This is a genomic window from Novosphingobium resinovorum, assembly GCF_001742225.1.
Taxonomy (GTDB): domain Bacteria; phylum Pseudomonadota; class Alphaproteobacteria; order Sphingomonadales; family Sphingomonadaceae; genus Novosphingobium; species Novosphingobium resinovorum_A.
Map to the genome: position 1 here is coordinate 3652684 of NZ_CP017075.1, position 25590 is coordinate 3678273.

At 67.1% G+C, this 25590-nt stretch carries 32 protein-coding genes and 1 tRNA gene; 18 read left to right on the forward strand and 15 right to left on the reverse strand.

The window, feature by feature from the left end:
* Positions 1 to 17: 17 nt before the first annotated feature.
* Positions 18 to 635, reverse strand: a complete 618-nt coding sequence (locus tag BES08_RS17010; RefSeq protein WP_069709018.1) for a TetR/AcrR family transcriptional regulator — start codon at positions 633 to 635, stop codon at positions 18 to 20.
* A 111-nt stretch (positions 636 to 746) separates the two neighbouring features.
* Between BES08_RS17010 and BES08_RS17015 the strand changes: the two genes are divergently transcribed.
* The 3 genes from BES08_RS17015 to BES08_RS17025 all read left to right on the forward strand — a co-directional run bounded on the left by BES08_RS17015 (position 747) and on the right by BES08_RS17025 (position 5472).
* Positions 747 to 3089, forward strand: a complete 2343-nt coding sequence (locus BES08_RS17015; protein WP_069709019.1) for a TonB-dependent receptor — start codon at positions 747 to 749, stop codon at positions 3087 to 3089.
* 147 nt (positions 3090 to 3236) lie between these two features.
* Positions 3237 to 4115: an alpha/beta fold hydrolase gene (locus BES08_RS17020; RefSeq protein ID WP_069709020.1), complete on the forward strand. Its 879-nt coding sequence runs from the start codon at positions 3237 to 3239 to the stop codon at positions 4113 to 4115.
* 112 nt (positions 4116 to 4227) lie between these two features.
* Complete coding sequence (locus tag BES08_RS17025) at positions 4228 to 5472, forward strand: spinster family MFS transporter (RefSeq protein ID WP_069709021.1); 1245 nt, start codon at positions 4228 to 4230, stop codon at positions 5470 to 5472.
* 41 nt (positions 5473 to 5513) lie between these two features.
* Here the strand turns inward: BES08_RS17025 and BES08_RS17030 are convergent, their stop codons facing one another.
* From BES08_RS17030 to BES08_RS17050, 5 genes are all read right to left on the reverse strand, one after another.
* Positions 5514 to 6035 (reverse strand): hypothetical protein, encoded by a 522-nt coding sequence (locus tag BES08_RS17030; RefSeq protein WP_051587015.1) that lies wholly within the window; start codon positions 6033 to 6035, stop codon positions 5514 to 5516.
* Positions 6036 to 6151: 116 nt separating this feature from the next.
* Positions 6152 to 6227: transfer RNA gene (locus BES08_RS17035), tRNA-Thr, on the reverse strand.
* Positions 6228 to 6291: 64 nt separating this feature from the next.
* Positions 6292 to 8037: a DUF885 domain-containing protein gene (locus BES08_RS17040; protein WP_069709022.1), complete on the reverse strand. Its 1746-nt coding sequence runs from the start codon at positions 8035 to 8037 to the stop codon at positions 6292 to 6294.
* A gap of 39 nt (positions 8038 to 8076) precedes the next feature.
* A complete protein-coding gene (locus BES08_RS17045) occupies positions 8077 to 8964 on the reverse strand; it encodes a hypothetical protein (protein WP_069709023.1) in 888 nt (295 codons plus the stop codon).
* A 194-nt stretch (positions 8965 to 9158) separates the two neighbouring features.
* Entirely contained in the window at positions 9159 to 10490 is a 1332-nt protein-coding gene (locus BES08_RS17050; RefSeq protein ID WP_069709024.1) for a replication-associated recombination protein A, read from the reverse strand.
* 82 nt (positions 10491 to 10572) lie between these two features.
* Here BES08_RS17050 and BES08_RS17055 point away from each other — a divergent pair, with 82 nt between their 5' ends.
* A complete protein-coding gene (locus BES08_RS17055; protein ID WP_069709025.1) occupies positions 10573 to 11016 on the forward strand; it encodes a hypothetical protein in 444 nt (147 codons plus the stop codon).
* Positions 11017 to 11099: 83 nt separating this feature from the next.
* Positions 11100 to 11912, forward strand: coding sequence for a sugar phosphate isomerase/epimerase family protein (locus BES08_RS17060; protein ID WP_069709318.1), 813 nt, complete (start codon positions 11100 to 11102; stop codon positions 11910 to 11912).
* 32 nt (positions 11913 to 11944) lie between these two features.
* Here BES08_RS17060 and BES08_RS17065 read toward each other — a convergent pair whose 3' ends face one another.
* Complete coding sequence (locus tag BES08_RS17065; RefSeq protein ID WP_069709026.1) at positions 11945 to 13525, reverse strand: GMC family oxidoreductase; 1581 nt, start codon at positions 13523 to 13525, stop codon at positions 11945 to 11947.
* A 139-nt stretch (positions 13526 to 13664) separates the two neighbouring features.
* On the opposite strand from BES08_RS17065, the gene BES08_RS17070 reads away from it, so the two are divergent.
* On the forward strand, positions 13665 to 14558 hold the full coding sequence (locus BES08_RS17070) for a TIGR03620 family F420-dependent LLM class oxidoreductase (protein WP_231958069.1): 894 nt from the start codon (positions 13665 to 13667) through the stop codon (positions 14556 to 14558).
* A gap of 243 nt (positions 14559 to 14801) precedes the next feature.
* Here the strand turns inward: BES08_RS17070 and BES08_RS17075 are convergent, their stop codons facing one another.
* The 8 genes from BES08_RS17075 to BES08_RS17110 form a co-directional block, all read right to left on the reverse strand.
* Positions 14802 to 15002, reverse strand: a complete 201-nt coding sequence (locus tag BES08_RS17075; protein WP_008831797.1) for a hypothetical protein — start codon at positions 15000 to 15002, stop codon at positions 14802 to 14804.
* 99 nt (positions 15003 to 15101) lie between these two features.
* Positions 15102 to 15548 carry a DUF1810 domain-containing protein gene (locus tag BES08_RS17080; protein WP_008831796.1) on the reverse strand — a complete coding sequence of 149 codons (447 nt, stop codon included), beginning with the start codon at positions 15546 to 15548 and terminating at the stop codon, positions 15102 to 15104.
* A complete protein-coding gene (locus BES08_RS17085) occupies positions 15545 to 15763 on the reverse strand; it encodes a hypervirulence associated TUDOR domain-containing protein (RefSeq protein ID WP_069709027.1) in 219 nt (72 codons plus the stop codon). The genes BES08_RS17080 and BES08_RS17085 overlap by 4 nt, the downstream gene beginning before the upstream one ends.
* A complete protein-coding gene (locus BES08_RS17090; RefSeq protein WP_069709320.1) occupies positions 15760 to 15975 on the reverse strand; it encodes a hypothetical protein in 216 nt (71 codons plus the stop codon). The genes BES08_RS17085 and BES08_RS17090 overlap by 4 nt, the downstream gene beginning before the upstream one ends.
* Before the next feature lie 94 nt (positions 15976 to 16069).
* Positions 16070 to 16915, reverse strand: a complete 846-nt coding sequence (dapD, locus tag BES08_RS17095) for a 2,3,4,5-tetrahydropyridine-2,6-dicarboxylate N-succinyltransferase (protein ID WP_069709028.1) — start codon at positions 16913 to 16915, stop codon at positions 16070 to 16072.
* A 199-nt stretch (positions 16916 to 17114) separates the two neighbouring features.
* Positions 17115 to 17780 (reverse strand): guanylate kinase, encoded by a 666-nt coding sequence (gene gmk / locus BES08_RS17100; RefSeq protein ID WP_008831792.1) that lies wholly within the window; start codon positions 17778 to 17780, stop codon positions 17115 to 17117.
* A 166-nt stretch (positions 17781 to 17946) separates the two neighbouring features.
* Positions 17947 to 18384 (reverse strand): hypothetical protein, encoded by a 438-nt coding sequence (locus BES08_RS17105; protein ID WP_069709029.1) that lies wholly within the window; start codon positions 18382 to 18384, stop codon positions 17947 to 17949.
* Between the two features lie 30 nt (positions 18385 to 18414).
* Positions 18415 to 18909 carry an SspB family protein gene (locus tag BES08_RS17110; protein ID WP_069709030.1) on the reverse strand — a complete coding sequence of 165 codons (495 nt, stop codon included), beginning with the start codon at positions 18907 to 18909 and terminating at the stop codon, positions 18415 to 18417.
* A gap of 313 nt (positions 18910 to 19222) precedes the next feature.
* On the opposite strand from BES08_RS17110, the gene hisB reads away from it, so the two are divergent.
* From hisB to BES08_RS17170, 12 genes are all read left to right on the forward strand, one after another.
* Entirely contained in the window at positions 19223 to 19825 is a 603-nt protein-coding gene (gene hisB / locus BES08_RS17115; RefSeq protein ID WP_008831789.1) for an imidazoleglycerol-phosphate dehydratase HisB, read from the forward strand.
* Positions 19825 to 20121 carry a YciI family protein gene (locus tag BES08_RS17120; RefSeq protein ID WP_008831788.1) on the forward strand — a complete coding sequence of 99 codons (297 nt, stop codon included), beginning with the start codon at positions 19825 to 19827 and terminating at the stop codon, positions 20119 to 20121. Before hisB ends, BES08_RS17120 begins: the two co-directional genes overlap by 1 nt.
* On the forward strand, positions 20118 to 20741 hold the full coding sequence (hisH, locus tag BES08_RS17125; protein ID WP_008831787.1) for an imidazole glycerol phosphate synthase subunit HisH: 624 nt from the start codon (positions 20118 to 20120) through the stop codon (positions 20739 to 20741). Before BES08_RS17120 ends, hisH begins: the two co-directional genes overlap by 4 nt.
* A gap of 142 nt (positions 20742 to 20883) precedes the next feature.
* Positions 20884 to 21615 carry a 1-(5-phosphoribosyl)-5-[(5-phosphoribosylamino)methylideneamino]imidazole-4-carboxamide isomerase gene (hisA, locus tag BES08_RS17130; protein WP_008831786.1) on the forward strand — a complete coding sequence of 244 codons (732 nt, stop codon included), beginning with the start codon at positions 20884 to 20886 and terminating at the stop codon, positions 21613 to 21615.
* 14 nt (positions 21616 to 21629) lie between these two features.
* The gene (locus tag BES08_RS17135; RefSeq protein ID WP_231958071.1) at positions 21630 to 21854 is read left to right on the forward strand and encodes a hypothetical protein; all 225 of its coding nucleotides are present in this window, start codon (positions 21630 to 21632) and stop codon (positions 21852 to 21854) included.
* A gap of 5 nt (positions 21855 to 21859) precedes the next feature.
* On the forward strand, positions 21860 to 22621 hold the full coding sequence (gene hisF, locus BES08_RS17140) for an imidazole glycerol phosphate synthase subunit HisF (protein ID WP_069709031.1): 762 nt from the start codon (positions 21860 to 21862) through the stop codon (positions 22619 to 22621).
* A gap of 147 nt (positions 22622 to 22768) precedes the next feature.
* Entirely contained in the window at positions 22769 to 22942 is a 174-nt protein-coding gene (locus tag BES08_RS17145) for a PEP-CTERM sorting domain-containing protein (RefSeq protein ID WP_069709032.1), read from the forward strand.
* 42 nt (positions 22943 to 22984) lie between these two features.
* Positions 22985 to 23311, forward strand: a complete 327-nt coding sequence (locus tag BES08_RS17150) for a phosphoribosyl-ATP diphosphatase (RefSeq protein WP_008831783.1) — start codon at positions 22985 to 22987, stop codon at positions 23309 to 23311.
* A 13-nt stretch (positions 23312 to 23324) separates the two neighbouring features.
* On the forward strand, positions 23325 to 23702 hold the full coding sequence (locus tag BES08_RS17155) for a histidine triad nucleotide-binding protein (protein WP_069709033.1): 378 nt from the start codon (positions 23325 to 23327) through the stop codon (positions 23700 to 23702).
* 262 nt (positions 23703 to 23964) lie between these two features.
* The gene (locus BES08_RS17160; RefSeq protein ID WP_156799896.1) at positions 23965 to 24423 is read left to right on the forward strand and encodes a YbgC/FadM family acyl-CoA thioesterase; all 459 of its coding nucleotides are present in this window, start codon (positions 23965 to 23967) and stop codon (positions 24421 to 24423) included.
* Entirely contained in the window at positions 24420 to 25127 is a 708-nt protein-coding gene (tolQ, locus tag BES08_RS17165) for a protein TolQ (protein WP_008831780.1), read from the forward strand. The genes BES08_RS17160 and tolQ overlap by 4 nt, the downstream gene beginning before the upstream one ends.
* Positions 25127 to 25573: an ExbD/TolR family protein gene (locus BES08_RS17170; protein ID WP_036528115.1), complete on the forward strand. Its 447-nt coding sequence runs from the start codon at positions 25127 to 25129 to the stop codon at positions 25571 to 25573. The genes tolQ and BES08_RS17170 overlap by 1 nt, the downstream gene beginning before the upstream one ends.
* Positions 25574 to 25590: the final 17 nt, after the last annotated feature.

Consider the following 25590-nt stretch of genomic DNA (forward strand, 5'->3'; position numbering starts at 1 on the left):
GGTGGGCGCGCGGTAAGCTAACGCTTCACGATCCCATCCCGCAGGATCGAGTTCGCCAGTTCCGCGATCTCCTCCGCCTCCGCATCGTCCCAGACCGCGTAGCGCAGGCCAAGGAACACGTTCATTCCCATGATCGCCCAGGCATGCGCCTCGTCCAGCCCTTCGCGCAGTTCGCCCTTGCGGATGCCTTCGGAAAGGCGTTCGCGGATGCGGGTTGCGGTGGACTGGTAATGCTGACGGAAGCTGGCCGGATCGACGAATTCGCACTCGTCGATGATTCGGTAGATTTCCTTGTGCTCGGCCGCGAAGCGCAGGAAGCCGATCAGCGAGGCGCGCTCGGTCTCCAGCGCGGGCAGGTCCTGCTGCCGGGCGTTGCGCGCCGCTTCGCGCACCTTGCCCGAAAGGTCGTCCACCAGCGCGCGGAAGATTTCGTCCTTGGAATTGAAGTACGTGTAGAAACTGCCCAGCGCCGTTCCCGCCCGGCGGGTGATGCCGGTGATCGAGGCTTCGTGAAAGCCATGCTCGCCGAATTCGAGCGCGGCCGCGTCCAGCAGTTTGCGCAAGGTGCGCCGCCCGCGCTCGGTGCGCGGGATCTTGCTGGCCGAACCTTCGGCGGAGGGCTGCTCTGTGCTCACGATGACACAGTTAGAACGGACCGTGGCCCATGGCAAACTTTCAAAGTTGAAAATCGATTCAACTATCAATATGCAGATCGCCAACAAGAAGCGTGAATGGGAGTGACTGTGATGCGAAGGGTGCGATTCCTCGCGATTTCCTCGAGTGTGCTGGCTCTGTCGGGCGGCTTCGTGACGCCTGCGAACGCGCAGGATAGCGCTCCTGCGGCGACCGCAGCGGAAGGCGGCGACATCATCGTTACCGCTCGGCGGCGTGAGGAGCGGCTGGTCGATGTGCCGATCGCCGTCTCCAGCTTCAGCGGCGACCAGTTGGCCAAGTCCGGCGCGGTGGACATCACCGAAATCGCCAACGTCTCGCCCAACGTCACGCTGGAGCCCTCGCGCGGGACCAACTCGACGCTGTCGGCCTTCATCCGCGGCGTCGGCCAGCAGGACCCGGTCTCGGGCTTCGAGCAGGGCGTTGGCATCTACCTCGACGACGTCTACCTCAACCGCCCTCAGGCCGCCGTACTCGATATCTACGATGTCGAGCGGATCGAGGTGCTGCGCGGGCCGCAAGGCACGCTCTACGGGCGCAACACCATCGGCGGCGCGGTGAAGTACGTGACCAAGCAGTTGCCGCAGGAGTTCTCCTTCAAGGTGAAGGGCACTTACGGCAGCTACGATCAGGCGGACCTCATCGCCACCGCCTCCGCGCCGGTCAGCGACCTCATCCGCGTCGGCGGGTCGGTGGCGCGGCTGTCGCGCGGGGGCTTCGGCAAGAACCTGACGACGGGGCAGGACAACTACAACAAGGACATCTGGGCGGGCCGCGCCAGCGTCGACATCGGCGGTTATGGCGAGCCGGTGCTGATCCGCATCTCGGGCGACTACACCAAGGACAAGTCCAATGCGCGCGGCGGTCACCGCCTGATCCCGGGCTACGTCTCGGGCGCGCCGGTGCTGGACGACGTCTACGACACGCGCGGCGGCCTGAACGATCCGCGCCAGGTGGTGGAAGCCTACGGCCTCGCGATCAATGCCACCGCCGAACTCACTGACGCGCTGACGTTCCGCTCGATCAGTTCGTGGCGCAAGGACAACTCCGCCTCGCCGATCGACTTCGATGCGCTGCCCGCCGTCGACGTCGACGTGCCCGCCTACTATCGCAACGAGCAGATCAGCCAGGAAGTCCAGCTGCTGTGGGACGATGGCGGCATGGTGCAGGGCCTGCTGGGCGCCTATTACCTGACCGCCAAGGCCGACACCGACTTCGACGTGCGCCTGTTCACCGCGCTCAACGGGTTGACCGCGTTCACCCGCGCCAACGTCGATACGAATACTTTCGCGATCTTCGGCGATTTCACGTTCGATTTCACCGAACAACTGAGCCTCGCGGTCGGCGGGCGCTATACCTGGGACGAGCGCAAGGCGCAGATCCTGCGGCAGAACTATCTTGGCGGCGGCTCGCCGGTATTCGGCGGGGCGGGAGTGCCGCTTGGCGCGCCGAGCACCAACTTCTCCGGCAAGGCGAAGTTCGACAAGTTCACGCCGCGCGCCTCGCTCAGCTTCAAGCCGACGCCGGACCACAACATCTATGCAAGCTACAGCCAGGGCTTCAAAGGCGGCGGCTTCGACCCGCGCGGCGTCGGCGTCAACGCGCCTGCGGCTACGCCGGGTGCACCTACCGACGCCGAGATCGCCGATTACCTGAGCTTCCAGCCGGAGACGGTGGACAGCTACGAGGTCGGCTACAAGGGCAACTTCTTCGGCGGCGGGCTCTACATCGCGGCGGCCGGATTCTACATGGATTACAAGGACGTGCAGATTCCCGGTTCGGCGGGCTGCACCGTGGGCGGGCTGCCGACCTTCTGCGGGGTCATCACCAACGCCGGCAAGGCGCGCTTCAAGGGCTTCGAACTGGAAGCCAACGCGCGGCTGGGGCGTGACCTGATGTCCTCGGGCGACCGGCTGAGCCTGTCGGGCGCGCTCGGCTATATCGATGCGCAGTACAAGGAATATATCGCCAACATCGCCTCCACTCCGACCGACGTGGCGCAGTACCGCAAGGTGCAGAACACACCGAAGTGGACCGCCAGCGGCACGCTCGCCTACTCGACGCCGGTGGGCGGTGGCGATCTCGATCTCAGCACGACCTACTCGTATCGCAGCAAGGTCTACCAGTTCGAGATTCCCAACCCCTATCTCGACCAGAAGGGTTTCGGGCTGGTCGATGCGAGCCTCGTCTACACTGCGCCGGGCGGCCGCTGGAGCCTTGGCGTCCACGGCAAGAACCTGTTCGACAAGCGCTACAAGACCTCGGGCTACACGTTCCTGGCGACCAACCCAGTGACCGGGGCGCTCCTGACGGCACCCAACGGCCGGTTCATTCCCTCGCTCGGCACCGAGGGCACGCTGACCGCCTATTACGGCAACCCGCGCCAGGTTTTCGCGACCGCGACGCTGGAGTTCTGAGGGGAGCATCCCTTTTCCCGTCATTCCCGCGAAGGCGGGAACCCAACTCCTGACGGTGTCTGTTGCACTTCCGTCAGATGGGTCCCCGCCTTCGCGGGGATGACGGGATAGAAGAGGTCGGGCAGCCGCCCATTGAAAGGACATTTCATGGACTACCGCGTCCATCATTATCGTAGCGCCGACGGCCGGCTCGACCTCGTCGCCCGGGACTACCCTGCACACGAGGGTGCGCCCGTGATGCTGATGATGCACGGCCTTACCCGCAACAGCGCGGACTTCGAGCCGCTGCTGGACAAGCTCGCCGGGCGCTACCGCATGATCGTGCCCGACCAGCGCGGGCGAGGGGCCTCGCAGTGGGATCCGGACCCCGCACAGTACCGGCCGGACGTCTATGCGCAGGACATGCTGGCGCTGATGGATGACCTTGGCGTCAGCCGCGCCGGTCTGGTCGGCACCTCCATGGGCGGGCTCATGGCGATGGTGATGCAGGCGCTGCGGCCTGACCTCGCGCAGGCGGCGATATTTAACGACATCGGCCCGGTGCTCGACCCGGCGGGCCTCGCGCGGATACAGGGCTACGTCGGACCCGGAGGCAAGATGGCCGACTGGACCGAGGCTGCCGCCCGCACCCGCGCCATCAATGCCCCGGCCTTCCCTGATTTTGGCGGAGCGCAGTGGGACGCCTTCGCCCGCCGCATCGCCCGGGAGAACGCCGACGGCACCGTCTCCTTCGCATATGACCCGGCGATTTCCGAAAGCATCGCGGGAGATGACCCGCAGACCGTGCCGCCGGACCTGTGGCCCTTGTGGGAACTGCTGGGTGCGGTGCCGGTGCTGGTGGTGCGCGGTGCACTCTCGGACTTGCTGAGCACCGCCACGGTGGAAGAGATGGCGCGCCGCCATTCGGGACCTTATGCGGCGGTGGAAGTGCCGCGCGTCGGCCACGCCCCGATCCTCGACGAGCCGGTGGCGCTGGCCGCGATCGAGGCGTTTCTGCAGGCGCATCTCCCGTCATCCCGGACTTGATCCGGGACCGGTCGCTGTCTTTAGCTGGGAGCGTGCTGCGCGCAGAAAGGTGGGCTGTTCACGGCCAGCGGTCCCGGATCAAGTCCGGGATGACGAAAAGGGTGCAAACGCGATGACCGATCACAAGACGACATCCCCCCGCCTGGTGCTGGCGATGTTGCTGCTGGTCTATGTATTCAACTTCGTCGACCGGCAGATTCTCTCGATCCTCGCCGCGCCGATCCAGGCGGACCTCAAACTCGACGACGCGCAGATGGGGATGCTGGGCGGGCTCGCCTTCGCGATCCTCTATTCCACGCTCGGTGTGCCGCTGGCCTGGGTGGCCGACCGCACGAGCCGATCCTGGGTCATCACCGGCTCGCTGGTGGTATGGAGCGTGTTCACTTCCGCCTGCGCGCTGGCGACGGGGTTCTGGCACATCTTCCTCGCCCGCCTCGGCGTCGGCGTGGGCGAGGCGGGCGGCGTGGCCCCGAGCTATGCGGTGATCGGCGACCATTTCCCCAGCGAGCGCCGCGCTTTCGCGCTCTCGGTCTATTCGCTGGGTATTCCGCTCGGCTCGGCGGCGGGGGTGATGGCGGGCGGCTACGTGGCGCAGGCGGTGGACTGGCGCACGGCGTTCCTCATCGTCGGCCTGTGCGGCATCCTGATCGCGCCGCTGTTCAAGCTGGTGGTGAAGGACAAGCCGCGCCCTGTCTCCGCGCCGACCGTGCGTTTCGCAGAGGTCTTCGCCACGCTGGCGCGCAAGCGGGCGTTCTGGTTCCTCAGCTTCGGGGCGGCGTCCAGTTCGATGCTCGGCTACGGCGTCGCCTTCTGGCTGCCGAGCCTGCTGCAGCGCAGCTTCCACCTCACCCTCGTCGAGACGTCATGGTTCTTCGGCGCGGTATTGCTGCTGGGCGGCACGGTCGGCGTGCTGACCGGCGGCGCGCTGGCGGACCGGCTGGGGAAGGGCGACCGCGCCTGGTACGGTCGCGTCCCTGCGATCGGCTTCGTGCTGGCGGTGCCGCTCTATGCGGGCGGTATCTGGACGACCAGCGTGCCGGTCGCCTTCGTGCTGTTCCTGATCCCGCAGGTGCTGGCCTACTTCTGGCTCGGCCCGGTGACCGGCGCGATCCAGCACCTCGTCGAGCCGCCTGCCCGCGCGACGGCCTCGGCGCTGTTCCTGCTGATCAACAACCTGATCGGCCTGGGCGGCGGCATCTACGCGCTGGGCGCGCTGTCGAAGGCGCTGGCCCCGGTATGGGGCGCGGAGTCGCTGCGCTATTCGATGCTGTTCGCGCTGGTGCTCTACCTGCTGGCGGCGCTGCTGATGACGCTGGCGGGGCCGGGCCTGCGCAGGGAGTGGGTCACGGAGAAATAGGGCAGCGGCCGTGGTCGCCTCGGCCGCTGCCCGGACAGGTATCAGTAGGGAATTGGTTCCGCCGTGAAGGCGGGCACGGTCTGCCCCAGAACCATGACGGCGGACCGTCCGCTGATCAGGATCGAGCCGAGCAGCGCGCCGACGGTATTGCCGCGCCCTTCCTGGCGATGCTTGCCGGTGAGCCCCATTTCGCGGCCGTTGACGGTCACGCTCTTGAACTCGACCTCGAACTTGCCCGACTTGCCGCCGATGGCGCGGCCGGTCTTCCAGGAAATCATGCCGGTCACCGGCGAACCGCGCGGAATGACGACGGCGCCGTTTTCGACGACGTCGCCGACGGTAGCGAAGCGGAACGTCTGCCCGACTTCGATATGCTTGCTGGAGATTTCCTCGAGCGGCGTGACGTTCACCATGGTGCTGGCCGGCATCAGCTTGCCCTGCATCGGCTGGCCATAGATGTTGACCGGCACCGCGGCTTCGATCGCGGCGACGGTGGAACGCGTCTGCGCGGTGGCCGGAGCCGCCACGAGACAGGCGATGACGCCCAAAGTAATATGCTTCATGAAATTGCCCCCGTTTATTGGCATCCGGCCAATACCCGGATTCCGTTACCCGGAGGTCAACGCGGCGGGAGAAACGCGCGCTTACAGGAATGTAATCCGCCGCCCGAAAGGGACGGTGGTGCCGGCTACAGGATTCGAACCCGTGGCCCCCTGATTACAAATCAGGTGCTCTACCAACTGAGCTAAGCCGGCGCTTGCTTCATCAAGCAAGTCCGGCGCCCTTACCGCGAGCGGGGGGCGCCGGTAAAGCCCATAATCAGAATACCGCGTGCGGGGCGGGCTCGTTCATCATCGTCTGGCGCAGTAGCGGGATGGCCGGGCCGCCGTGGCTCAGGAATTCGTCGTGGAACGCCTTCCAGGCTGAGCGCCCGCCGCGCGTGGCGGTCCAGTCGGTGCGCAGCTTGCGGATCATCAGCTTGCCCAGCGTGTAGTTGAGGTAGGCCGGATCATACGTCCCGCGCGCGGCCTGCTGTTCGGCGGTGCCGGCGTCTTGGTAGCACTGCTCCATGAACATCGTCTTGGACTGCGCCTGCGTCATCCCCCGCGCATGCAGGCCGATCGCCGAGAGATAGCGACAGTTGCGCAGCAGCGCGTTGGAGATCTGGCCCACCTGCACGCCGGGATCGCCGTCACCCAGGCCCGCCTCCAGCATCATCTCCTCGGCATAGTGCGCCCAGCCTTCGGCGAAGGCGTAGCCGACGAACAGCTTGCCCACGATCGAGGGCGCCGCGTTCGAATGGAGGAACTGCAGGTAGTGCCCCGGCATCACCTCGTGGACGGTGGTGAACAGCAGGTCCGCCTTGCCGGGGATGTAGTCCATCTGCATCTGCTTCGACCACGTCGGGTCCGGCGGCGAGATGTAGTAGATCGACGAGCCGCCGTTCTCCAGCGGCCCCGGCGGGTCGATGTAGGCCGAGTTGGCGCGGTTGTAGGGCGGGCTCTCCTCGACCATCGCCATCTTCGTGCCGGGGATCGTCGCGACGTCGTGGCTGCGCACGAAATCGGCGAGCTGCGGAATCTCGCGCCGGGCCTCGGCGACGGGGCCGTCCTTGGGCTTGTCGGCGCGCATCCTGTCGAAGCACTGCTGGATGGTCTTGCCCGGCGTGTACTTCGCGCAGGCCAGTTTCAGCGCCTGTTGGTTGCGGGCGATGTCGGCCTTGCCCGCTGCCTCCAGCGTATCGAGCGTGGTATCGGCGCCTTCGGTCGCAAGCACCATGCGCGCAAACTTGCCGGCGCCGAGCGCGAAATCCTGCGTCGGGGTGGCTTTCGCGACCTGATCGGCGACGCCCTTCATGGCGATGGCGGCGGCTTCGGACGCGGCCTTGAACTCGGCCTGCAGCGCCGGGTCGGCCACGTCGGCGAAGGCGGCGCGGGCATCGCCACGGTAGTAGTCGGCAAAGCCGCCGAAGCCGTCGGTGCCCAGCTTGATGAAGCTGGCGGGCATCGCGGCGGGCAGGTTGGCGCGGATGTTGGGGGCCTGCGCCGCCACCGCCTTGAAGAAGGCGATCATCGCCTTCATCCGCGTCGGCTTGTCGGCATAGTCGCGGCTGACGTAGACGTTCGGGTCGAGGCCGCCGTTGATGTAGTAGGCGGGGTTGGTGTGCGGCTGGTCGGCGTCCTCCAGCCAGAACAGCTGGCCCTTGGCGACTTGCACCAGATAGTCGCGTTCGAAGCGGTCGGCGTCGGAGAGGGCGGTGAACTTGCCTGCATCGTCGATGACGGAGTGCAGGAAGGCGGCGCGCGCCTTGAGCCCGGCGTCGCTCCAGTCGGGCAGGCGGCCGTCGTACTTGTGCGCGCCTTCGTAGATCGCGAAGGCGGGGTCGGTCTCGAACCAGTCTTCGATGGTGCCATCGACGAAGCTCTTCCACGTCGGCGCGGGAGCGGTTCGCTCCGCCACTTGCGCGGCATCCATGGCGGCGTCGGCGCGGCGATCGTCGGCCATCGTCGTGGCGCAGGCGGAAAGGGTAAGGCAGGCGATGCCCGCCAGCAGGATGGACTTCATTGGGGGGAGGCTCCCTGTGCTTATGGGAGCGGTTGTGCGTCAGCGCGCGCCGAAGGTCCAGCCCTCGGTGCGAGCGAGTTCCGGCGTGAGTTCAGCGGGTTGCCACAAGTCCTCGCGCGGGGCGGCCACGCGCAGCCAGGCGGCGGTGAGGAGGGCGTCGGCGCTGTGGTCGTCGATCGGGCCGCTGCCGCCGGTCGGGCGCGAGCCCAGGGTTTCGAGCGCCGCATCGAGCGCGGCGTGGTCGGTCATCTTGGCGCGGCCTGCGGTGCGTCCGGCCTCCACGGCGGCAAGGGTGGTGTAGATTTCGGTCACCACTGAGCCGCTCGCAGGCAGCGGATCGATCGGCCAGACCGGGACGCGGCCCTGCAGGCGGTGGAGCAGGCGCATGCCGGTGAGGCTCGACTTGCCGACCTGCGCCGCGCCGACGAGGTTGAAGTTGGAATAGGGGCGGCATCCGGCGCGGGCCTGCGCCTCCTCGGTCACGCGCATGCGGCCGCGTTTGTGGAGGGCGCCGGGGCGGTGGAAATGCGGGCCCTCGCGCCCTCCGTGGCGGCGGAAGTAGGCGCTGAGATCGACGTGGTCGACGAAGCTGGCGGCCGAGAGGTGCGGGTCGTCGGTGCAGATGGCGTCGATCAGCGCCCAGAGGCTGCGGGCGTTCGGCGGGCTGTCCGCCCAGCCGGGAAAGAACGCACCCGCGTCGGCGAAGGGCAATGATATGCCGAGGTCGAGGCCGACGAGCGTGTCTTGCGGCAAGTGGCCGAGCAGCAGGTCGAGCACGTCGGCGCGCGACCATGCGGCGTGGGCGGTGGGGCGTAGCAGGCGGGGCGCGGCGTCGCCGCTTTCACACAGAGCGACGGCGATGCCTTTCTGGCGCTCGCCCAGCGCGCCGGACCAATCGATGGCGATGAAGTGGCGGAAATGCGTCATCGTCGTCCCGGACTTGCTCCGGGACCGCTGGCCGTGAACAGCCCAGGTCGCGTCGGGGCGCCTTGTCGAGAAGCTGTGCCTAAAGACAGCCACCGGTCTCGGAGCAAGTCCGGGACGACGCCCATTGCGTGCCCGCCGCCGGGGGCTTCGACAGGCTCAGCCTGAGCGGGTTGAGAGTGTGGTTCCACTTCCGCTCATCCTGAGCTTGTCGAAGGACGCCGCTCGGCGCGTTTCTTGTCCCACCATTCGAGGCGCTTCTTCACCTCGCGCTCGAAGCCGCGTTCGACGGGTTCGTAGTAGACCTGCGGACCCAGCTCCTCGGGCCAGTAGTCGTCGCCGGAGAAGGCATCGGGCGCGTCGTGGTCGTAGGCGTAGTCCTTGCCGTAGCCGATGTCCTTCATCAGCTTGGTCGGCGCGTTGAGGATGTTCGGCGGCGGGCTGACCGACCCCGTCTCGCGCGCGGCCTTGAACGAGGACTTGAACGCCATGTAGGCCGCGTTCGACTTGGGCGCGGTCGCCACGTAGAGGCACGCCTGCACGATCGCCAGTTCGCCCTCCGGAGAGCCGAGGAACTCGTACGCCTGCTTGGCCGCGAGGCACTGCACCAGCGCCTGAGGGTCGGCCATGCCGATGTCCTCGCTGGCCATGCGAACCAGACGACGCAGCACGAACAGCGGTTCCTCGCCCGCCGTCAGCATTCGCGCCATGTAGTAGAGCGCGGCTTGCGGGTCCGATCCGCGCACGGATTTGTGCAACGCGGAGATGAGGTTGTAGTGCCCGTCGCGGTCCTTGTCGTAGACCGCCATGCGCCGCTGCAGGAACTGACCGAGCCCCGCCGGATCGAGCGGCTGCGGAATCTTCGCCGCATAGAGCGTCTCGGCCTGATTGAGCAGGAAGCGCCCGTCGCCGTCGGCCGAGGCGACCAGCGCCTCGCGGGCCTCGGGCGTCACGGGCAGGGGGCCTTCCAGCTCCTCGCCCTTGGCGAGCAGTGCATTCAGCGCGGCGGCATCGAGGCGGTGGAGGATCAGCACTTGCGCGCGGCTGAGCAGCGCGGCGTTGAGGGCGAAACTGGGGTTCTCGGTCGTGGCGCCCACCAGCGTCACCGTGCCGCGTTCGACGAAGGGCAGGAAGCCGTCCTGCTGGGCGCGGTTGAAGCGGTGGATCTCGTCCACGAACAGCAGCGTGCGCTGGCCCGCCTTGGCAGCGACGTCGGCCTCGGCAAAGGCTTTCTTGAGGTCCGCCACGCCCGAGAACACGGCGGAGACGGCGGCGAAGCGCATGCCCACGGCGGCAGCGAGCAGGCGGGCAATGCTGGTCTTGCCGGTGCCGGGCGGCCCCCACAGGATCATCGAGGACAGCCGCCCCGCCGCCACCATGCGCCCGATCGCGCCTTCGGGGCCGGTCAGGTGCTCCTGCCCCACAACCTCGGTCAGGTCGCGCGGGCGCAGGCGGTCGGCGAGGGGGGCGTCCTCGCGCAGTTCGTCAGGGGTCGACGGCGGCAGGTCATCGGCAAAAAGGTCGGCCATGAAAGGGTACTTAGCCATTCGCGGCGCGAATTGCATCGGCCTCGTCGCGGGAGTATCCTCGGGCACGGCAGGGAGAGGCGCGATGGCTACGACGGACAGATACGTGACGAGGCCGGGGTGGACCTTCTGGCTCATCGCGGTGCTGGCGGTGCTGTGGAATGCCTTCGGCTGCCTCGACTTCACGATGACGGCTTCGCGCAATCCGACTTATCTTTCGCAAGTGCCGCCCGAGATCATCGACTGGCTCGATTCCGCGCCAAGCTGGACGCTGGTGCCGTGGGCTCTGGGCGTGTGGGGCGGGCTGGCGGGAAGCCTGCTGCTGCTCGCGCGGTCGGGCTGGGCGGTGCCTGCCTTCGCGGTGTCGCTGGTCGGGCTGGCGGTGTCGCAGGCCTGGCAGTTCTCCGACGGGATGCCGGAAAGCATGACCACGCCGGGGATGCTGGCGATGACGGCCTGCATCTGGGTCATCGCACTCGGGCTATTGTGGTTCGCCTGGGACAAGCGGCGCGCAGGCGTACTCCACTGAATTGAGTGACCGACACGGGAATGACGTTCCTTGCCCGCCGTCCACGCGGTATGGCAGCGGCGACGGGAGAGGGAATCACGACCATGCCACATCCGCTGGGTATCGAACTTTTGACGGTGCTCGGGCTCGGCCCGGTCGAGCACGTCACTCTGGCCGCCGACCTCGGCTGCAAGGCAGTGTCGATGGGCCTGAGCCAGTTGCCCGAACGCTTCAACCCGCATGGCTATGCCCCCTGGTCGCTGCGCGAGGATCCGGCCTTGCGGCGTGAACTGAAGGCGGTGCTCGCCGATCGCGGGATCGCCATCAGCATCGCCGAGGGCCTCGGCGTGTCCGCGGAACTGGACGCTGCCGAGCGGGCGGGCGACATGGACATCTTCGCCGATCTCGGCGCGCTGCGGGTCAACGCGGTGGACATGGGCGTGGAGCGCGCGCGGGCCTTCGACCAGCTGGCCGCGCTGGCGACGATGGCGGACGAGCGCGGGATGGAGTTCTCGATCGAGTTCACGCCGGTCTTCACCATCCGCTCGCTGCCCGAGGCGCTGGAGGCGGTCGAATACATCGGCGCAGGTAAGGCCACGGTCCTGATCGACACGATGCACTTCTTCCGCTCGGGCGGGACGGTGCGGCAGGTGGCGCAGCTCGACCCGGCGCTGATCGGGCATGTCCAGCTGAGCGACGTGCCGCGCAAGGGCGACGACGATTACATGACCGAGGCGATGAGCGGTCGCATGATCCCGGGGCAGGGGGAACTGCCCTTGCGCGAATTCGTCGAAGCCCTGCCGCGGGGGCAGGTGCTGGGGCTGGAAGTGCCGCTCATGGCCGCCGCCGCCAGCGGGCGCGACGTGCGCGACTACGTGGGAGAGATCGTGAAGCGCACGCGGGAGTTTCTGGCCTAGCGTATTCCTCCCCGAGCAAGCTCGGGGAGAAACTAGGTTCGATCCAGCAGCATTTCGGCGCCTTTTTCGGCGATCATCATCGTCGGCGCATTGGTGTTGCCCGAAGTGATCTTCGGCATCACCGAGGCATCGATCACCCGCAGCCCGTCGAGCCCGATCACCCGCAACCGGCTGTCGACTACCGTGCCCATCGCCGCCGTGCCGACCGGGTGGAAGATGGTGGTGCCGATCTCCGCCGCCGCGCGCTGCAGGTCTTCCTCGCTCTCGAACGCTGGGCCGGGGCGCACTTCCTCGGGCCGGTAACGGGCCAGAGCGGGCTGCGACACGATGCCGCGCGTGATGCGGATCGCCTCGGCGGCGACGCGGCGGTCTTCCTCGGCGGAGAGGTAATTGGGTCGGATCGAGGGTGCGGCTGCGGGATCGGCGGCGGTGATGCGGGTGCTGCCCCGGCTTTCCGGCCTGAGGTTGCAGACGCTGGCGGTGAAGGCCGGAAACGGATCGAGCGCTCCCCCGAAGGCGGCAAGGCTCAGCGGCTGGACGTGGTATTCGAGGTTCGGCGTCGCATAGCGCGCATGGCTGCGGGTAAAGACGCCGAGCTGGCTGGGCGCCATCGCCATCGGTCCCGTCCGGCGCAGCGCATATTCCATGCCGATCAGCGCCTTGCCGAAGAGGTTGCTCGCCCGCGCATTGAGCGTCGCCACGCCCGAGACGCGGTAGGCGCAGCGCAGTTGCAGGTGGTCCTGCAGGTTGGCGCCGACCTCGGGCCGGTCGAGCACCGGCGCGATGCCGAGGTCCGCCAGCCGCGCCGCGTCGCCGATGCCGCTGCGCTCGAGGATCGCCGGCGAGCCGATCGCACCCGCCGCCAGCACGACTTCGCCGGGGGTGAGCGCCACGCGCTGCTGGTTGCCGACAGAGTAGGCGACGCCGACCGCGCGGCCCGCCTCGACGATCACCCGGTCCACCACCGCGCCGGTCTCGACCTTCAGGTTGCTGCGCGAGCGGACCGGCTTGAGGAAGGCGTCGGCCGCGCTCCAGCGCCAGCCGCCCCGCTGGGTCACCTGGAAGAAGCCCGCGCCCTCGTTGTCGCCGGTGTTGAAGTCGGTGGAATGCGGGATGCCGTGCTGTCCGCAGGCATCGCGGAAGGCTTCGAGGATGTCCCAGCGTAGGCGCTGCTTCTCGACCCGGATCTCGCCGCCGCCGCCGTGGAACGCGTTGGCGCCCTCGTAATGGTCTTCGGCGCGGGTGAAGTAGGGCAGCACGTCGACCCAGCCCCAGCCGAGGTTGCCCGCCTGCCGCCAGCCGTCGTAGTCGGCGGCCTGTCCGCGCATGTAGATCATGCCGTTGATCGACGAGCAGCCGCCCAGCACGCGCCCGCGCGGATACTTGAGCGCACGGCCGCCGAGCCCTTCCTCTGCCTCGGTGGACATGCACCAGTCGGTGCGCGGGTTGCCGATGCAGTAGAGATAGCCCACCGGCACCCGGATCCAGATGTAGTCGTCCTTGCCGCCTGCCTCCAGCAGCAGCACGCGCGTTTCCGGATCGGCGCTCAGCCGGTTGGCGAGGACGCAGCCCGCGCTGCCCCCGCCGACGATGATATAGTCGAACTCTCCCATCCTGCAGGGCTATGCCGTGATTGGGGCGTGATCAAGCACGCGCTTTGGACAGGGGAATGCCGTGGATCATTGCACGCCGGGGCGATGCCAGCTTGGATTCCGGCCAAGAATCTTGCCGGAGAGGGCAGGCGAACCCACCATGATCGCAGGAGACGAGGAGAAAAGCACCATGGCGACACCCGCGATCGGCAGGCTGGGCATATGGTCGATGGAGATGCGCTTCGGCGACAAGGCGCAGTCGAGCGCGGCGGCGGCGCAGCTCGATGCGCTGGGCTATGGTGCACTGTGGATTCCCGGCGGCATCGACGACGGTGCCCCTGCCGACGTCGAGCGGCTGCTGGCGGTGACCTCGCGCATGACCATCGCCACCGGCATCCTCAACATCTGGAAGCACGAACCAGAGGAACTGGCCGCCTGGTTCTTGGCGCTGCCGCCGGACTGGCAGGCGCGCACGCTGCTGGGCCTCGGCATCAGCCATGGCCCGCTCATCGGCGAGAGCTGGGGCAAGCCTCTGGAGGTGACCGCGGCCTTCCTCGACCGGCTCGCCGCCGCCGGGATGCCGCGCGATAACCTGTGCCTTGCCGCACTCGGGCCGAAGATGGTGGCGCTTTCGGGCGAGCGGACCGCCGGGGCGCATCCCTATCTGGCGACGCCCGAGCACTCGCGCCGCGCCCGCGCGATACTCGGCCCGGAACCTCTGCTGGCGCCCGAACAGGGCGTGGTGCTGGAAGCCGATCCGGCCAAGGCCCGCGAATTGGCGGTGGCGGCGCTGGAGCACTATCGACGGCTTCCCAACTATCGCAACAACTGGGTGCGACTGGGCTTCAGCGAAGGGGAGATCGAGGCGCTGGACGACCGCCTGCTCGATGCCCTTTTCGCGATCGGCGGGGTGGAGGCGGCGGCGCGGCGGGTCGCGGCGCACCTCGATGCGGGAGCCGACCACGTCTGTCTTCAGGTCATCGCCGGGCCGAGGGGCGGCAGCTTCGACCAGCTGCTGCCGCAATGGCGCGAGCTGGCAGAGGCGCTGGCTTGAATTTCGCCCGCAAGGTAAGCGCGCTGTTAACGAGTTGGCAACGGATTGTGCCTAATCCCTGTCGGCACAGGAGACGGTGGTTTCGGCCACCGGATTGACAGGAGCCGCCGGCGAGCCGGATGGACCGATCGTCGGGGGGCGAATGGTCCGAATCCGGGGTGGGAACGCAGCTTTCGGGCACGTTCGATTACCGCCTTCGACGACGGCTCCTGGCATTTCCCGTCACTCTTCCCAAGCCTGTCGTCAGCTTCCCAGCGCGTGCTGTTCCGCAGTCACCGGCGTACTGCTTGGCCGGTCGGACAAGGCACGGGCGATCCAAATGGTCGACATCGCCAGTACCACCAGCACCAGGCTGACGATCAGCACATAGCGAACGATATGCGGCGTAGAGCCCCCGCGTGCTTCGTCATCGTCGAGATGAACTTCGTCACCGGAACGATACATGACTGCTCTCCCGTCGGCCCGACGGTGGCCTTTATGGCCGCATTATCGATTCGGGCCGTCTGTTGGAACGAGGATGGGCGCGGGAAAGTTCCCCAGAGTTCAACTTGCGTGATGGGATGTGAGGTGCAGCAGTTGCAGAGTGCGTTCGTCCCTTCGCCCCTGGCAGAAGGCATCGAGGGCGTGGGCGAATTGTCCGGCGCCATCGGTGCCCATGGCGGCAAGCTCGAACAGGGTCATCGAACTGGCGAACTTCATCGCATCGACCGCGCCGAGGATGCCCGTGGCGCTGCGCCTTCCCGCCCAGCCCAGCATGAGACGAGTCGTTTCGTCGAGCCTCTGGCGAAGTACAGGATGGCTCAGATAACGCCGCGCTTCGTCGAGCGTCTCCACGGCGTAGCGGCGTGCCATCGGGCTGGAGCCCAGCCCGGCGACTTGCGGGAACACGAACCACATCCAGTGCGTGCGCTTTTCGCCGTGGGCAAGTTCGGCGCGGACTTCACCGAAGATGGCGTCCTGCGCGGTGACGAAGCGCTCCAGGTTCATCATGCGTCGTGCAGTTCGGACCCGCGCTTTAGGGCGCGGCCGCCGTCAGGCTGCTCGAAAAGGTATGCGGGGTTTTCAGACGTTCCGACTCGCACGATGCGCTTGCCTTCGATCGTGCGGCTGACGCGGCGTTCAAAACGTTCGGCGATGTGGCCGGTCGCGGTGCCGGTGCCCCAATTCCAGCTGACCTGCGCTCCCTTGCGGAAGGTGGCGGTCACTGCGGCTGGTCTTGCTGCTGCGTCGCCGCCTTTTCGGTATCGGCGTGGCCGCCGGTCTCAGGCGTGGTCAGCGCGCCGGTGAGCCAGATGGCCGACAGCGCGATGATCACGAGGGCGAGGCTGATGAGGAGGACGTAGCGCACGACGCCGGACGTCTCGCCACCACGGGCTTCCTCTTTGTCGAGATGGACTTCCTGTCCTCGGGTTTCCATGGCGTGCTCCGAAGGCGGCCGGTTGCGGCCCTTTGCCTTCGTCAACACGCCGGGACGGGCGAATGTTCCGCTGCCCGTCCCGCGTCTGCGCGGCTTAGTCGCGCAGGAGTTCGTTGATGCCGGTCTTCGAGCGGGTCTGCGCGTCCACGGTCTTGACGATCACGGCGCAGTAGAGCGACGGGCCGGGGGTGCCGTCCGGCAGCGGCTTGCCGGGCATCGCGCCGGGGACGACCACGGCGTAAGGCGGCACGCGGCCGATGTGGACTTCGCCGGTCGCACGGTCGACGATCTTGGTCGAGGCGCCGATGAACACGCCCATCGACAGCACCGCGCCTTCGCCCACGATCACGCCCTCGGCCACTTCCGAACGGGCGCCGATGAAGGCGCCGTCCTCGATGATGACCGGGCCGGCCTGCAGCGGCTCAAGTACGCCGCCGATGCCCGCGCCGCCCGAGATGTGGACGTTCCTGCCGATCTGCGCGCACGAACCGACGGTCGCCCAGGTGTCGACCATGGTGCCTTCGCCGACGTAGGCGCCGAGGTTGACGAAGGAGGGCATCAGGACCACGCCCTTCGAGATGTGGGCGCTGCGGCGCACCACGGCGCCGGGAACCACGCGCACGCCTGCCGCCTTGAAGCGGGCATCGTCCCAGCCTGCGAACTTGAGCGGCACCTTGTCGTAGGCCGGGGCGCCCGCCGCGCCGTATTCGACCACCGTGTTGTCGTTCAGGCGGAACGAGAGCAGCACCGCCTTCTTGAGCCACTGGTTGACGACCCACTCACCGTCGATCTTCTCGGCGACACGGGCCTGGCCCGAATCGAGCAGTTCCAGCGCCTCGTCGACGATCTTGCGCACGTCCGCGCTCGCGGGGGTGACGGTGTCGCGTGCGTCGAACGCGGCTTCGATCTGGGCGGCGAGGCCAGAATTGAGGTTGGACATTGGCTGGTCTCCGGAAGGGATGAAACTGTCGCGGCGCGGCCTAGAGGGAGTTGGGGCGCGGGGCAAGGTTATCGTCGTCCCGGACTTGATCCGGGACCGCTGGCCATGAACAGCCCATCTTGCTGAACGCGCCTGCAACCTATCGCCTAAAGACAGCCAGCGGTCCCGGATCAAGTCCGGGACGACGACTGTTGTTTCCTCAATCGTCCGGCTGCATCAGTTCCCGTACGAACCCGATCAGCCCCGTCTGCCGCGCGCGGCGCAGGCGTTCGGCGTGGAGGATCTTCTTCACTTCCTCGAAGCAGCTGGCGATGTCGTCGTTGACCACGACATAGTCGTAGCCGTCCCAGTGGCTGATCTCTGACCGGGCGCGTTCCATGCGGCCGTGGATCACTTCGGCGCTGTCGGTGCCGCGGCCGGTCAGGCGGCGGCGCAGCTCCTCGATGCTGGGGGGGAGCAGGAACACCCGCACGACGTCGCGCTCCAGCTTCTGGTAAAGCTGCTGGGTGCCCTGCCAGTCGATGTCGAACATGTAGTCGACGCCGTCCTTGAGGCCTGCCTTCACCTGGGCTTTGGGGGTGCCATAGCTCTGGCCGAAGACGGTGGCCCACTCCAGGAACTCGCCCGCCTCGACCATGGCGTCGAACTGCTCGTGGGTGATGAAGTGGTAGTGCTCGCCGTCGATCTCGCCGGGGCGGGGCTGGCGGGTGGTGCAGGACACCGAGTTGCGCAGTTGCGGATCGTGCTCCAGCAACATACGCGCGATCGTCGTCTTACCCGCGCCCGAGGGGGAGGACAGGATGAACATGAGGCCGCGCCGGGCGAGCGTGCCGGTGGTGTCGGGAGAAGGAGTGGACTGGACCATGGCCCCCGATGCCGATGGTTGGCGCGGGAATCAAGGGAGAAGGCCCACCCCGTCCGGCTAAGACCGCTTCGCGGCCAAGCCTTCCGGCCCTCCCGCAAGCGGGAGGGCGTACGTTTCTTCTCCCCTCCCGCTTGCGGGAGGGGCCGGGGGTGGGTTCTTTCGGCCTTCAGGCCTCTTCCGCACCGTCCTCGGCCATGTCCTGCAAATGCGCTGCGCCCTCGGCGCGCGCCTGCCGGGCGCGGCTGCGATCGTAGAGCGTCTTGGCCACCAGCGCTCCGCCGATGACCACCGCCCCCGGCACCGAACTTAGCGCGACTCGGGCCAGCGCGCCGTGCAGCAGGGTTTCGGCCACCGTGCGCCCCTTGAGGATCGACTTGGCCTTTTTCGGCGAGTAGCTGGCGCCCAGCACGCCGCGCTCCATGCTGCGGCGCATGATGGTCGTCGCGGTGCGAAGGGCGATGTCAGCGATGATGAGGTTGGTGGCGGGGTTCGGGCTCGGCCCGTGGAGTTCCCCGCCATTGTCGGCCAGCGTCTTCAGCCCCTTTGCGGGGGCTGCCACGACGCTGGCGGCCTTCCTGGCGCTATCTTTCAGAACCGTTGCCATTTTTCGCCCTGCTCTACCGGGCGAGCCCGGTTACTTCTTCTTGCCGAAATCCACCGAGACGACGTTGGAGCCGTCTTCGCTGGGAGTAATGCGCGACGCCACATCGCGTTCCGCATCGTTCTCGGCCGCTGCGGGCTCGTCGGCCTCGTCATCGACCATGGCCTGGAACTGCAGGCCGAAATCCACCGCCGGATCAACGAAGGCGGTGATCGCCGAAAAGGGAATGTCCAGCTTGGCGGGCATGGCGTTGAACGAGAGGCTGACGGTGAAGCCGTTCTCCGAGACGCCCAGATCCCAGAACTTGTTCTGGAGCACGATCGTCATCTCGTCCGGGAACCGGGCACGCAAGTCGGCGGGAATGCTGACCCCGGGGGCACCGGTCTTGAAGGTGATGTAGAAGTGGTGGCCGCCCGGAAGCACGCCGCCGGAGCTTTCGACCTGGCCGAGAACACGGCCGACGACGGCGCGCAGGGCCTCCTGCACGATCTCGTCGTAAGGGATCAGGCTGTCTGTGGTATCGTTCATCGCGCCCTACGTGCTCATGGTTCTCCGGCCGGTCAAGCGTGTTTGGGTGGAAAATAGCATGGACCGCCGGGTTTTCCCTAACTCGATCCTCCGTCGCCCTTGCCCACCCCGTCCGGCTAGGTCCTGCGGACCAAGCCTACCGGCCCTCCCGCATGCGGGAGGGCGAAGAGCCGGCGTCTCATTCCCCTCCCGCTTGCGGGAGGGGGCAGGGGTGGGCTTCGCGCGACCGAAGATTGCTATATAAACGCATGGCGCGCATTCTTGTGCCGCGACCGAATTGATTCCGGCGCGTACAGGTATATAGGCACGGGCCATGCGTACCGCCTCGATCATCCGCAAGACCCATGAGACCGACATCGCCGTGGAGGTGAACCTCGACGGCACCGGCGCCTATGACGTGTCCACCGGCATCGGCTTCCTCGACCACATGATCGAGCAGTTCAGCCGTCACTCGCTGATCGACATCAAGTGCCACATCAAGGGCGACCTCCATGTGGACCAGCACCACACGACCGAGGACAGCGCCATCGCCATCGGCCAGGCCATCACCCAGGCGCTGGGCGACAAGGCGGGCATCGGCCGCTACGGCGACGTGAACTCGCCGATGGACGAGGCGCTGAGCCGCGTGTCGCTCGACATTTCGGGTCGTCCCTACCTCGTGTGGAAGGCCGCATTCACCCAGGACAAGCTGGGCGAGTTCGACACCGAGATGGTCGAGCACTGGTTCCACTCGATCGCGCAGGCGGTGGGCATCACCCTGCACATCGAACTGCTTTACGGCTCGAACAACCACCACATCTGCGAAGGCATCTTCAAGGGCTTTGCCCGCGCCATGCGCAGCGCGGTGGAACTGGACCCGCGCAAGGGGGGGGCGATCCCCTCGACCAAGGGCATCCTCGGGCAGGCGAGCCTCTGATGGCGATCTTCATCCTCAACCTCACTTACGTCACCACTGACATTGCCGAGGTGGATGCCCTGCTGGCCGATCACCTCGCATGGCTGGAAGCCGGGCGCGGGAAGGGGCACTTCCTCGCCTGGGGCCGCAAGGTGCCGCGCGAAGGCGGCGCGATCATCGCGAAGGGCGATAGCCGCGAAGCCGTCGAGGCATTGGCGGCCACCGATCCGTTCATCGGGGGCGGCGTGGCGAAAGTGGACGTGATCGAATGGGTGCCGACCTTCCTCGGCGAAGGGCTGGAGGCTCTGGCCCAATGACCCTCGCGCTGATCGACTACGGCGCGGGCAACCTGCACTCGGTCGCCAATGCGCTGCGAGCGGCGGGGGCCGAGGACGTGGCGATCACCGCGAACCCCGACGTCGTGCGCGCGGCCGACCGCATCGTCCTGCCGGGTGTGGGCTCGTTTCGCGCCTGCGCGGAGGGCTTGTGGGGCATTCACGGCATGGTCGAGGCGATGACCGAGCGTGTCCATGTCGGCGGGGCGCCGTTCCTCGGCATTTGCGTCGGCATGCAGCTTCTCGCCACGCGCGGGCTGGAACACGGCGTGACGCGTGGCCTCGACTGGATCGAGGGGCAGGTGCAGCGCATCGAGCGCACCGATCCCGAGATCAAGATCCCGCACATGGGCTGGAACGACGTGAACCTCGGCCGCAAGGACCCGGCGCAGGGCCTGATCGATCCGGGCGAGGCGTACTTCCTGCATTCGTATCACTTCCAGCCCGATGACGGCGCGACCGTTGCTGCGATGACCGACCACGGCGGCGGTCTTGTCGCGGCGGTGGCCAAGGACAATGTCGTTGGCGTGCAGTTCCACCCGGAAAAGAGCCAGGGCTACGGGCTGTCGCTGCTGGCGCGGTTCCTGGAATGGAAGCCGTAGCGTCTTGCCGCCGGGGCTTCGACAAAGCTCAGCCTGAGCGGATTCAGGGTGGTGCTTCAAGAAACCCGCGATTTACACTAACCCCGCTCAGGCTGAGCTTGTCGAAGCCCGCGCGCCGCTCTCAGACCCTCAGGACTGCATCATGATCGTCTTCCCCGCCATCGACCTCAAGCAAGGGCAGGTCGTGCGCCTCGCCGAAGGCGACATGGACCGCGCCACCGTCTACGGCGACAACCCCGCCGCGCAGGCGATGCTGTTCGCCGAGGCCGGATCGCAGTTCCTCCACGTCGTCGACCTCGACGGCTCCTTCGCGGGCCGCGCCGAGAACCGCGAGGCAGTGGAAGCCATCCTCGAAGTGTTCCCCGGCCACGTCCAGCTCGGCGGCGGCATCCGCACGCCCGAGGCCGTGGCAGGCTGGTTCGACCTTGGCGTCAGCCGCGTGGTCATGGGCACCGCCGCACTCAAGGACCCGCAGTTCGTCAAGGACATGGCGAAGGAGTTCCCCGGCGGCATCGTCGTCGCGGTGGACGCGCGCGACGGCATGGTCGCGACCGAGGGCTGGGCCGAAGTCTCCGACGTCTCGATCGTCGACATGGCCCGCCGCTTCGAGGACGCAGGGGTAGCTTCGCTGCTGTTCACCGACATCGGCCGTGACGGTCTGCTCAAGGGCGTCAACATCGACGCCACCGTCGATCTCGCCCGGCGCACCGACCTGCCGGTGATCGCATCGGGCGGCGTGAAGGGGCTCGACGACATTCGCCTGCTGGCGCTCCACGCCAAGGACGGGATCGAGGGCGTCATTACCGGCCGCGCGCTTTACGACGGCCGCCTCGACCTCGCCGCCGCGATCCAGTTTGCGGAGCGCGAGGGGTGAACGAAAATCGCCTCATGGCGGTACTGGCGTTCGTCATCTTCGTGCCGGCCGCGATCTTCGCGTTTCGCGACTGGCGCGAGGGCAAGGCGCGGTTGATGCTGTTCAGCCGTGCGCGTAATCCGATTTTGACGACAAAAGCCGCCGATCCGCGCAAGTTTGCGCTCTACACGGCGTTCAATGTCGCTTTGTGTGGAGTTGTGGCGATCTTTGCCGTGCTGCTGTTCTTCAAGCCGGAGTAAGCCGAATGACCGTGCGAATCCGCGTAATTCCGTGCCTCGACGTCCGTGACGGACGGGTGGTGAAGGGCGTCAACTTCGTCGACCTCAAGGACGCCGGAGACCCCGTCGAACAGGCCCGCGCCTACGACGCGGCGGGCGCTGACGAGCTGTGTTTCCTCGATATTTCCGCCAGCCACGAAGGCCGCGGCACCCTGCTCGACGTGGTCCAGCGCACCGCCGAAGTCTGCTTCATGCCCCTCACCGTCGGCGGCGGCGTCCGCACGGCGGAGGACGCCCGCGCGCTGCTGCTGGCGGGCGCGGACAAGGTTGCAGTGAACTCCGCGGCCGTCTCGCGCCCTGAAGTGGTGGCCGATATCGCCGAGAAGTTCGGCTCGCAGTGCATCGTCGCCTCGGTCGATGCGCGGCAGGTTTCGCCCGGAAAGTGGGAGATATTCACCCACGGCGGACGTAAGGCGACCGGCATCGACGCGCTGGAACATGCGATCAAGCTGGCCGACTACGGCGCGGGCGAACTGCTCGTCACCTCGATGGATGGCGACGGCACCCAGAACGGCTACGACCTCGCCCTGACCCGCATGATCGCGGAGGCCGTGTCGGTCCCGGTGGTGGCGAGTGGCGGCGTCGGCAATCTCGATCACCTCGTGGCCGGTGTGACCGAGGGCAAGGCGAGCGCGGTGCTAGCCGCCTCGATCTTCCACTTCGGCAAGCACACCATCGCCGAGGCGCACTCGGCGCTGCGAGCGGCAGGGATCCCTGCGCGCGGGTGAAGGCACGCCAAGGTTAACGGCTCATTGTTAGCCGAATGCGACTAACGGAGTGAACCACATCGGGACAACCCCGGATCGGCGCTTGCTGCAGCGCACCCGGTGGTCGATGGCAAAATCTAGGCCATCGGATCAACAGGAGGATTCGCGGTGCCCGTGTTGAAATTCATTCCGGCGTTCGTCGCGACTTTCGTTGCGCCGGTTCCCGCCTATGCCGCAGGGGGCATCCCGCTTCCCGAACCCAGCAGCATGCTGCTTCTTGGCCTTGGCGTCGTCGGCGTCGCCGTGGGCCGCAAGCTGTCGTCCAAGCGCGGCGAGGACTGACGCGCTCTTGACCGCGCGGCCCCTGCACCGCATGGGCAGGGCATGAGCAGCCTCGACACTCTCGCACGCCTCGAAGCCACGATTGCCGAGCGCCGCGCGGCCGATCCCGATTCCAGCTATGTCGCCAAGCTCAACGCCAGGGGCCTGCGCAAGATCGCGCAGAAGCTGGGCGAGGAGGCGACCGAAACCGTGATCGCGGCGCTGACCGAGGATCACAAGGCGCTGGTCGGAGAGGCGGCGGACCTCATCTTCCACCTCATGGTCCTGCTCGGCGCCAAGGACGTGCCGCTGGCCGACGTGCTGGCCGAACTGGACCGCCGCGAAGGTGTCTCGGGGATTGCCGAGAAAGCTGCGCGCCCGAAGGACTGAACCGGAGAACCCGATGCCCATCGATCCGAAGCTGCCTTACGACGACAACAACGTCTTCGCGAAGATCCTGCGCGGCGAACTGCCGTGCTCGAAGGTCTACGAGGACGACCACGCGCTCGCCTTCAACGACATTCGCCCGCAGGCGCCGGTCCATGTGCTGGTGATCCCCAAGGGCGCTTACGTCTCGTGGGACGATTTCACCGCCAAGGCTGACGATGCGCAGATTGCCGGGTTCATGCGCGCGGTGGGCAATGTTACGCGCCAGTTGGAACTCGATGGGCCGGGCTATCGCCTCATGGTGAACATGGGCACCAACGGCCATCAGGAAGTGCCGCATCTGCATGTGCACATCTTCGGTGGGCGCCAGTTCTTCCAGATGATCGGGGAGTAGGGCCTTTTGCCCAACCCGTCCGGCTAATGCGCTGCGCTCATAAGCCTCCCGGCCCTCCCGCGAGCGGGAGGGCGTAGCGCCGGTCTCTCATTCCCCTCCCGTGTGCGGGAGGGGGCAGGGGTGGGTACTTCCACCGCTGTCCACCGAAAATTTACCCCGCAATACAGCCTCCAAGGCCGGTTCCTGCGCTCCCGGGGTTGAAGTCGCCCTGCTCCCCGTTACACAACCGCCCGGAATGACGGACGCACCATCCTCCCCCCTCATGCCTCAATCGGGCGTGATCGACGGCAAAGTCCACCGCTACCCCTTGCGCGTGTTCTACGAGGACACCGACGCGGGCGGAGTGGTCTATCACGCCAACTACTTGCGCTGGTTCGAACGTGCCCGCTCCGACCTGCTCGACGTGCTCGGCATCGACCAGCGCGCCTCGCTGGAGGCGGGCACCGGACTCTACACCGTGGCCGAGGCGAACTTGCGCTATCTCTCGCCGGCGCGGCTGGGCGATACCGTCATCATTGAGACCTGGGCCGAAAGCACCGGCCGCGTCGCCAGTGTGCTGCGACAGGTCGCATTGCGGGGTGATGTCAGGCTATGCGAGGCGGCCGTAAAGGTCGCGTTCATCAGCCCTGAAGGACGACCGCGCCGACAGCCCGAGGCCTGGCAACAGGCTTTCGCCACACTTGAACCCATCGCCGCTCCGGCCCCGGAAGGACCAGAATGACGCTCGACCTGCTTGCCTCGACCATCAGCTTCGCCGGTGACGACAACCATCTCAACCCGGTGAAACTGTTCCTCGATGCCGACATCGTGGTGCAGGCGATCATGGCCGGGCTGGTCCTCGCCAGCGTGTGGGTATGGATGATCATCGTCACCTTCATCGTGCGCATGGGGGCGATCAGCCGCCGCTGCGACGAGTACGAGGAAGGCTTCTGGGAGGCCCAGAACTTCGACACCTACCAGAAGGAGCGCAAGCGCGGCGACGTGCCGATGGGCAAGGTCGCAGGCGCGGGCCTCGGTGAATTCAAGCGCAACGTCGGCCCCGGCATCGATGCCGAGGGTGCCCGCCAGCGCATCGCGACGATCCTCAATTCCTCGGTGGGCGAGGAGGCGGACAAGCTCTCCGACCGTCTGAACTTCCTGGCAACCGTCGGTTCGGTGGCGCCCTTCGTCGGCCTGTTCGGCACGGTGTGGGGCATCATGAAGAGCTTCTTCGATATCGGCCAGCAGCAGAATTCCTCGCTCGCGGTCGTCGCCCCCGGCATCTCGGAGGCGCTGTTCGCCACCGCCATCGGCCTGTTTGCGGCGATCCCGGCGGTCATCGCCTACAACCGTTTCTCGCATAAGGTGAACGGCTTCGAGGCGCGCCTGCAGCGCTTCGCCGATCACCTCCATGCCGCCCTTACGCGCCAGCTGGAGCAGCGCTGATGGCGATGGGGATGTCCGGAGGCGGCGGACGTCGGCGTCGCGGACGCGGCGGTCGCGGCCCCATGGCCGAGATCAACGTCACGCCGCTCGTCGATGTGATGCTGGTGCTGCTGATCATCTTCATGGTCACCGCGCCGCTGCTGAAGGCGGCGGTGCCGATCGAACTGCCCGAAAGCCGCGCCAAGGCGATGAGCGAGGAGCAGGGCCAGATCACCATCACCCTGCGCCGCGACGGCGCGGTATTCTACGAGCAGGACGAACTCGCGTCCGGCGAACTGCCCGAGCGTCTGGCCTCCACGCCCGCCGGTCCCGACGGCAAGCCGCCGCTGGTGACGCTGCGCGCCGACAAGGCGCTCGACTATGGCCGGGTGATGGAAGTCATGGGCGAACTCAACCGCGCAGGCTTCACCTCGATCTCGCTGGTTACCGATGTCAGCGGCGGTTAAGGCGCGCCGGGTAGGGT

Coding starts and splice junctions, on each gene's coding strand:
- BES08_RS17120 (WP_008831788.1), top strand. CDS start 19,825: ATGGCGATCTTCATCCTCAACCTCACTTACGTCACCACTGACATTGCC.
- hisB (WP_008831789.1), top strand. CDS start 19,223: ATGCGTACCGCCTCGATCATCCGCAAGACCCATGAGACCGACATCGCC.
- hisF (WP_069709031.1), top strand. CDS start 21,860: ATGACCGTGCGAATCCGCGTAATTCCGTGCCTCGACGTCCGTGACGGA.
- BES08_RS17160 (WP_156799896.1), top strand. CDS start 23,965: ATGCCTCAATCGGGCGTGATCGACGGCAAAGTCCACCGCTACCCCTTG.
- BES08_RS17090 (WP_069709320.1), bottom strand. CDS start 15,975: ATGGAAACCCGAGGACAGGAAGTCCATCTCGACAAAGAGGAAGCCCGT.
- BES08_RS17025 (WP_069709021.1), top strand. CDS start 4,228: ATGACCGATCACAAGACGACATCCCCCCGCCTGGTGCTGGCGATGTTG.
- BES08_RS17105 (WP_069709029.1), bottom strand. CDS start 18,384: ATGGCAACGGTTCTGAAAGATAGCGCCAGGAAGGCCGCCAGCGTCGTG.
- BES08_RS17040 (WP_069709022.1), bottom strand. CDS start 8,037: ATGAAGTCCATCCTGCTGGCGGGCATCGCCTGCCTTACCCTTTCCGCC.
- BES08_RS17150 (WP_008831783.1), top strand. CDS start 22,985: ATGAGCAGCCTCGACACTCTCGCACGCCTCGAAGCCACGATTGCCGAG.
- BES08_RS17155 (WP_069709033.1), top strand. CDS start 23,325: ATGCCCATCGATCCGAAGCTGCCTTACGACGACAACAACGTCTTCGCG.
- hisH (WP_008831787.1), top strand. CDS start 20,118: ATGACCCTCGCGCTGATCGACTACGGCGCGGGCAACCTGCACTCGGTC.
- BES08_RS17170 (WP_036528115.1), top strand. CDS start 25,127: ATGGCGATGGGGATGTCCGGAGGCGGCGGACGTCGGCGTCGCGGACGC.
- BES08_RS17070 (WP_231958069.1), top strand. CDS start 13,665: ATGATCGCAGGAGACGAGGAGAAAAGCACCATGGCGACACCCGCGATC.
- BES08_RS17075 (WP_008831797.1), bottom strand. CDS start 15,002: ATGTATCGTTCCGGTGACGAAGTTCATCTCGACGATGACGAAGCACGC.
- BES08_RS17080 (WP_008831796.1), bottom strand. CDS start 15,548: ATGATGAACCTGGAGCGCTTCGTCACCGCGCAGGACGCCATCTTCGGT.
- BES08_RS17135 (WP_231958071.1), top strand. CDS start 21,630: ATGGCGGTACTGGCGTTCGTCATCTTCGTGCCGGCCGCGATCTTCGCG.
- BES08_RS17015 (WP_069709019.1), top strand. CDS start 747: ATGCGAAGGGTGCGATTCCTCGCGATTTCCTCGAGTGTGCTGGCTCTG.
- gmk (WP_008831792.1), bottom strand. CDS start 17,780: ATGGTCCAGTCCACTCCTTCTCCCGACACCACCGGCACGCTCGCCCGG.
- BES08_RS17045 (WP_069709023.1), bottom strand. CDS start 8,964: ATGACGCATTTCCGCCACTTCATCGCCATCGATTGGTCCGGCGCGCTG.
- BES08_RS17110 (WP_069709030.1), bottom strand. CDS start 18,909: ATGAACGATACCACAGACAGCCTGATCCCTTACGACGAGATCGTGCAG.
- BES08_RS17055 (WP_069709025.1), top strand. CDS start 10,573: ATGGCTACGACGGACAGATACGTGACGAGGCCGGGGTGGACCTTCTGG.
- BES08_RS17060 (WP_069709318.1), top strand. CDS start 11,100: ATGCCACATCCGCTGGGTATCGAACTTTTGACGGTGCTCGGGCTCGGC.
- BES08_RS17030 (WP_051587015.1), bottom strand. CDS start 6,035: ATGAAGCATATTACTTTGGGCGTCATCGCCTGTCTCGTGGCGGCTCCG.
- hisA (WP_008831786.1), top strand. CDS start 20,884: ATGATCGTCTTCCCCGCCATCGACCTCAAGCAAGGGCAGGTCGTGCGC.
- tolQ (WP_008831780.1), top strand. CDS start 24,420: ATGACGCTCGACCTGCTTGCCTCGACCATCAGCTTCGCCGGTGACGAC.
- BES08_RS17050 (WP_069709024.1), bottom strand. CDS start 10,490: ATGGCCGACCTTTTTGCCGATGACCTGCCGCCGTCGACCCCTGACGAA.
- BES08_RS17065 (WP_069709026.1), bottom strand. CDS start 13,525: ATGGGAGAGTTCGACTATATCATCGTCGGCGGGGGCAGCGCGGGCTGC.
- BES08_RS17020 (WP_069709020.1), top strand. CDS start 3,237: ATGGACTACCGCGTCCATCATTATCGTAGCGCCGACGGCCGGCTCGAC.
- dapD (WP_069709028.1), bottom strand. CDS start 16,915: ATGTCCAACCTCAATTCTGGCCTCGCCGCCCAGATCGAAGCCGCGTTC.